Source organism: Oceanispirochaeta sp., from assembly GCF_027859075.1.
Lineage (GTDB): Bacteria > Spirochaetota > Spirochaetia > DSM-2461 > DSM-2461 > Oceanispirochaeta.
Genome location: NZ_JAQIBL010000002.1, coordinates 1 through 4,593, shown reverse-complemented (window position 1 = coordinate 4,593; position 4,593 = coordinate 1). Strand labels below are relative to the sequence as shown.

Here is a 4,593-nt window from a genome sequence, read left to right as displayed (position 1 = left end):
GTTCATAATCCCTAGCAGCCTGTCGGACTTAGTGCTAGACGAGTTCCCGTTTCAGTGTGACCGACTGCTCCGCAAGGGAGGCGGCCATTTCAAGAACCTTATCCGAAGAAAGTTTGATTTCATCAGCATCTTTTTTAATATCTTCCGCCACCTGACCCAGGGCGACCGATAGTTCCTGGTTCCTGTTGAGATTGGTATCAATAGTAGACTTATCCTGGGCAACCTCATTCACACTATCCATGACACTGGATGTCAATTCATTCAAACTGGTTGTGGAACGAAGGATCTCTTCACTGCCCGTATTCAGCTCTTCCGTGCTGGAATAGATATCATCCATGGCCCGTGCCACCGAATCAACTTCCTCCCGGATGTCACCGAAGGAGGCTCCCGATTGTTTGACCTGAGAACCGGTTCTCTCGATTGTATCAATCATGGTTTTTAGATTTTCTGATATTTTCTTGGCATTTTTAGAACTGTTTTCCGCCAGCTTCCGGATCTCGTCGGCAACCACCGCAAAACCCCGGCCTGCATCTCCTGCATGGGCAGCCTCAATGGCGGCATTCATGGCCAAAAGGTTTGTTTGTGCGGCAATGCTGCTGATCAGACTGGTCATATCACGAATGGTCCCTATCTGGTCAATGACGGCATTGAAAGAACTTTCGGTCTGTTTAATAATCTCTTCCCCATTGCGGGAGGTAATGATCAGGCTCTCCACATTCCTTTTTCTGACCTGAATGGTCTGGGAAACACTCTTGATGGAGGCAACCATTTCTTCAATAGCCGCGCTGGATTCAGTCACATTGGCCGACTGATCATGAGCCTTATTCTTCAGTTCACCCACACTCCTGCCAATGGCATCCAGAGCCTGTTTTGTATTGGAGAATCCGTCATTCAGATTCTCCACTGATTCCAGGATGCCAGACACTCTGTTTTCTATCAGAGTCACAGCCTTTCCGGTTTCCTGCGCCGAATCTTTCAACCACACAGTCTTATCAATCTGTTCTGAAACTGAACCGACCAGTTTAACCATGTGTTTGCTATGCACTTCACTCTCATTGAATCGATTTAAAGCTTCCTCATTAACGGATGTAAAAGTCCTTTTGTTGGCTAAGATGATAAACAAAGCCACCATATAGGTAAATGAAGCGGCATCCAGTTGATCCAGCAGGGATAAACCATCGCTCTTATTGGCTCCAGTGACTATGACAAACAGCACAAAGAGCCAAAAGGTCAGTAATGAAATGATGCCGAAGATCTCCACATGCTTTCTGTTTCTGATTTGATAGGCGGCCACGAGCATCACCATCAGCTGGGTCAGGGCATACTGGGAAAAGGTTTTACTTCCATTGTACCCGCTGATCCAGGCATATAACACGATAAGAAGCATCAGTGAGATTGAAAATATATAGGAAGAGAGATCATAGAGCCCTTTTTTCAGCATGATGAGAGTCGTGATGAAAAAGAGAGACAAAAGGAGTAACACTATACCAATAACAGGCTGCCCTGTAATAAACTGGATGATACCCAGAGGAATGAGCAATATAGTAATGACCAGCTGAATCAGATAATTCACTGAAGCCTTGATTCTGACTTCATAACTGACATTTTCATAGACGGAAGAAAGAAGTTTCATAGGATCTCCAAAATCTATTTAGACATAATATTTTTAAAATACAACATAGTTGTAAAAGAATAGATACAGAATAAACTGATACCCGGAATTTTTCCAGCAATAAATATATAATCCTGATACCAGAGAATCCCCTTTTATATCTTAAAAACAGGCTAAAACGAGTCTATCATTTGATTAAACGATGTACTGGGACGCATAGCCTTATCAGTTTTTATATCATCGAGCAAATAATACCCCCCCAGATCCACTTCATGCCCCTGATGACTCAGCAATTCTTGAAGGATAAGCGATTCCTTATCTTTCAGGCCTGTTGCCAGGGGAGCAAAGCGATCTTGCAATGATCTGTCCTTTTCCTGAGAAGTCAGAGCCTCGGCCCAGTAAAGACAAAGATAAAAATGACTGCCCCGATTATCCAGTTCATTGACTTTGCGGGAGGGAGATTTACTGTTTTCAAGGAGTCTGGCCGTGGCCCAGTCCAGGGTTTCTGAAAGGATCTGAGCACTTTGGTTATTGAAGACGCTGGCCAGATGTTCCAGAGAAACGGCCAATGCCAGAAACTCACCCAATGAATCCCAACGGAGATGCCCCTCCTGAGCAAATTGCTGCACATGTTTGGGAGCAGATCCACCGGCTCCGGTTTCAAAGAGTCCCCCCCCCTTCATGAGGGGAACAACAGAGAGCATCTTGGCACTTGTACCCAGCTCAAGGATGGGAAAAAGGTCTGTCAAATAGTCCCGGAGAACATTTCCGGTCACCGAGATGGCATCCTTCCCCTGTCGTATCTGCTCCAGCGAGAATTCGGTGGCATCTTCGGGTGAAAGGATGCGGATATCCAGCCCCCGGGTGTCGTGCAGAGGAAGATATGAATTGACCTTTTTTATCAACTGAGCATCGTGGGCTCTGCCGGAATCAAGCCAGAAGATGGCAGGAACTCCCGAGGCTCTGGCCCGTTTCACAGCCAGTTTAATCCAGTCCTGAACAGGGGCATCCTTGACCTGACAGGCCCGAAAGATATCGCCGGATTCGACCTTCTGAGAGAGGAGGACTTCTCCCGACCCGGTCACGATATCAACCCTGCCGGCATCAGGAATTTGAAAAGTTTTATCATGGGTACCATACTCGTCCGGTTTCTGAGCCATGAGGCCCACATTGGCAATACTTCCCATATCTGCAGGCTTGAAGGCCCCGTGTTTTTTACAGAAGTCGATCGTTTTAGCATATACTCCGGCATAGCAGCGGTCAGGAATAATAAATTTTGTATCCTGAAGATTTCCCTGAGCATTCCACATGCATCCCGAAGTCCGGATGGCTGCGGGCATGGAGGCGTCAATGATCACATCACTGGGTACATGCAGGTTGGTAATTCCCTTACTGGAATTGACCATGGCTAGACCAGGTCCCGCTTCCAGAGCGTCGGCCAGATCCTTTTCGACAGCCTTCTTTTTATCTTCCGGCAGGGATTCAATCTTTGAATAGAAATCACCCAGACCATTGCTGGGATCGAAAGCCAATGCAGATAAATCGTCCTTGTATTTTTCAAACACAGGAGCAAAAAAAACAGAGACAGCCTGCCCGAAAATGATGGGATCCGAAACCGTCATCATGGTGGCTTTCAAATGGATGGAAAACAGGACTCCCCGAGACTTAGCATCGGCCATCTGTTCCTCGATAAAGCGGCAAAATAATTTCCGGCGGAATATTGCCGAATCGATGATTTCACCTTTTATCAGGGGCAGATGTTTTTTCAGAACCCTTTCTTCCCCCTTTTCATTCTTAAAGACGATTCTAGCCTGGGTATCCTTCTCCAGAAGGATGGACTTTTCACTTCCGTAAAAATCTCCCTCGGTCATGGATGAGACATGCGACTTTGAATCAGAGCGCCAGGCTCCCATGCTGTGAGGATTGTTTTTGACATAGGACTTTACGGAAGCAGGAGCTCGTCTGTCCGAGTTGCCCTCCCGAAGAACCGGATTCACCGCACTCCCTTTGATGCGGTCGTATCGGAGCTTGATACGGGCCTCTTCTTCGGTCCCGGTCTCATCGGTATAATCTGGAATATCGTATCCCTTGGACTGCAGCTCTGCGATGGCAGCCTTCATCTGTGGAAGTGATGCACTTATATTCGGAAGCTTTATAATATTGGCATCAGCCTTTTGTACCAACTCTCCCAATTCTGCCAGGTCATCGGATACAATCTGTTCTTTTGTCAGTTTTTCTGGAAAATTTGCAAGAATGCGTCCTGCCAGGGAGATGTCTCTGGTTTCAACCAGGATACCCGCAGCACTCGTAAAAGCGGAGATGACAGGTAATAAGGAACGTGTAGCCAGAGCTGGAGCTTCATCCGTCTGGGTATAAATGATCTTTGCTTGCATAATAATTCCTGAAATTAATAATTTGGATGGTTTTACAATAGCACGAAGGGTAGAGATTTGAGAATAGACCTTGACCCTCCGGTTTATATGAATTTTGATTATTATTTTCCATATTAACTAAACAAACTTCATAAATGAACGTATAATTACAGACATGGGCAATCCCGAAGAAAAGTACAAATACATCATCAACACCTCCAGCGACATGATTACACTCATAAACAGGGATTATTGCTATGAGGTTGCCAACGATTCATACTGCCATATTATCGAACGGAAGAAGGCAGATCTCCTGGGCTCCCACATCTCCACGGTCTGGGGAGAAGAGAAATTCAAAAATACAATCAAAAGCTATCTGGACCGCTGTTTTGAGGGCGAAGAGATCCACTATGTGGACCGCTTTGAGTTTGGGCTGGATTACAGGTATATGCACGTCTCCTACTATCCTTATAGGGAGTCCCCCGAGAAGATCAGCCATGCCCTTGTTTTTTCCCATGATATTTCGAAGTTGGGTGAAATTGAAGCCAAACTTTTTAATTATGAGTTCAGAGACCCGGTCACTGGACTCTTCAACGAACGCTCTCTGGG

Annotated in this window: 3 protein-coding genes; 1 reads left to right on the top strand and 2 read right to left on the bottom strand. The window is 45.9% G+C overall.

Features of this window, described 5'->3' with window-relative positions; all coding sequences use genetic code 11:
• Positions 1-34: 34 nt before the first annotated feature.
• Together PF479_RS00075 and PF479_RS00070 are read right to left on the bottom strand one after the other, a co-directional pair.
• Positions 35-1,633: a methyl-accepting chemotaxis protein gene (locus PF479_RS00075; protein WP_298000979.1), complete on the bottom strand. Its 1,599-nt coding sequence runs from the start codon at positions 1,631-1,633 to the stop codon at positions 35-37.
• 152 nt (positions 1,634-1,785) lie between these two features.
• On the bottom strand, positions 1,786-4,005 hold the full coding sequence (locus PF479_RS00070) for an NADP-dependent isocitrate dehydrogenase (protein ID WP_298000977.1): 2,220 nt from the start codon (positions 4,003-4,005) through the stop codon (positions 1,786-1,788).
• A 154-nt stretch (positions 4,006-4,159) separates the two neighbouring features.
• Between PF479_RS00070 and PF479_RS00065 the strand changes: the two genes are divergently transcribed.
• Positions 4,160-4,593, top strand: a 434-nt coding sequence (locus PF479_RS00065; RefSeq protein ID WP_298000975.1) for a PAS domain-containing protein, incomplete at its 3' end; no start/stop codon positions are given.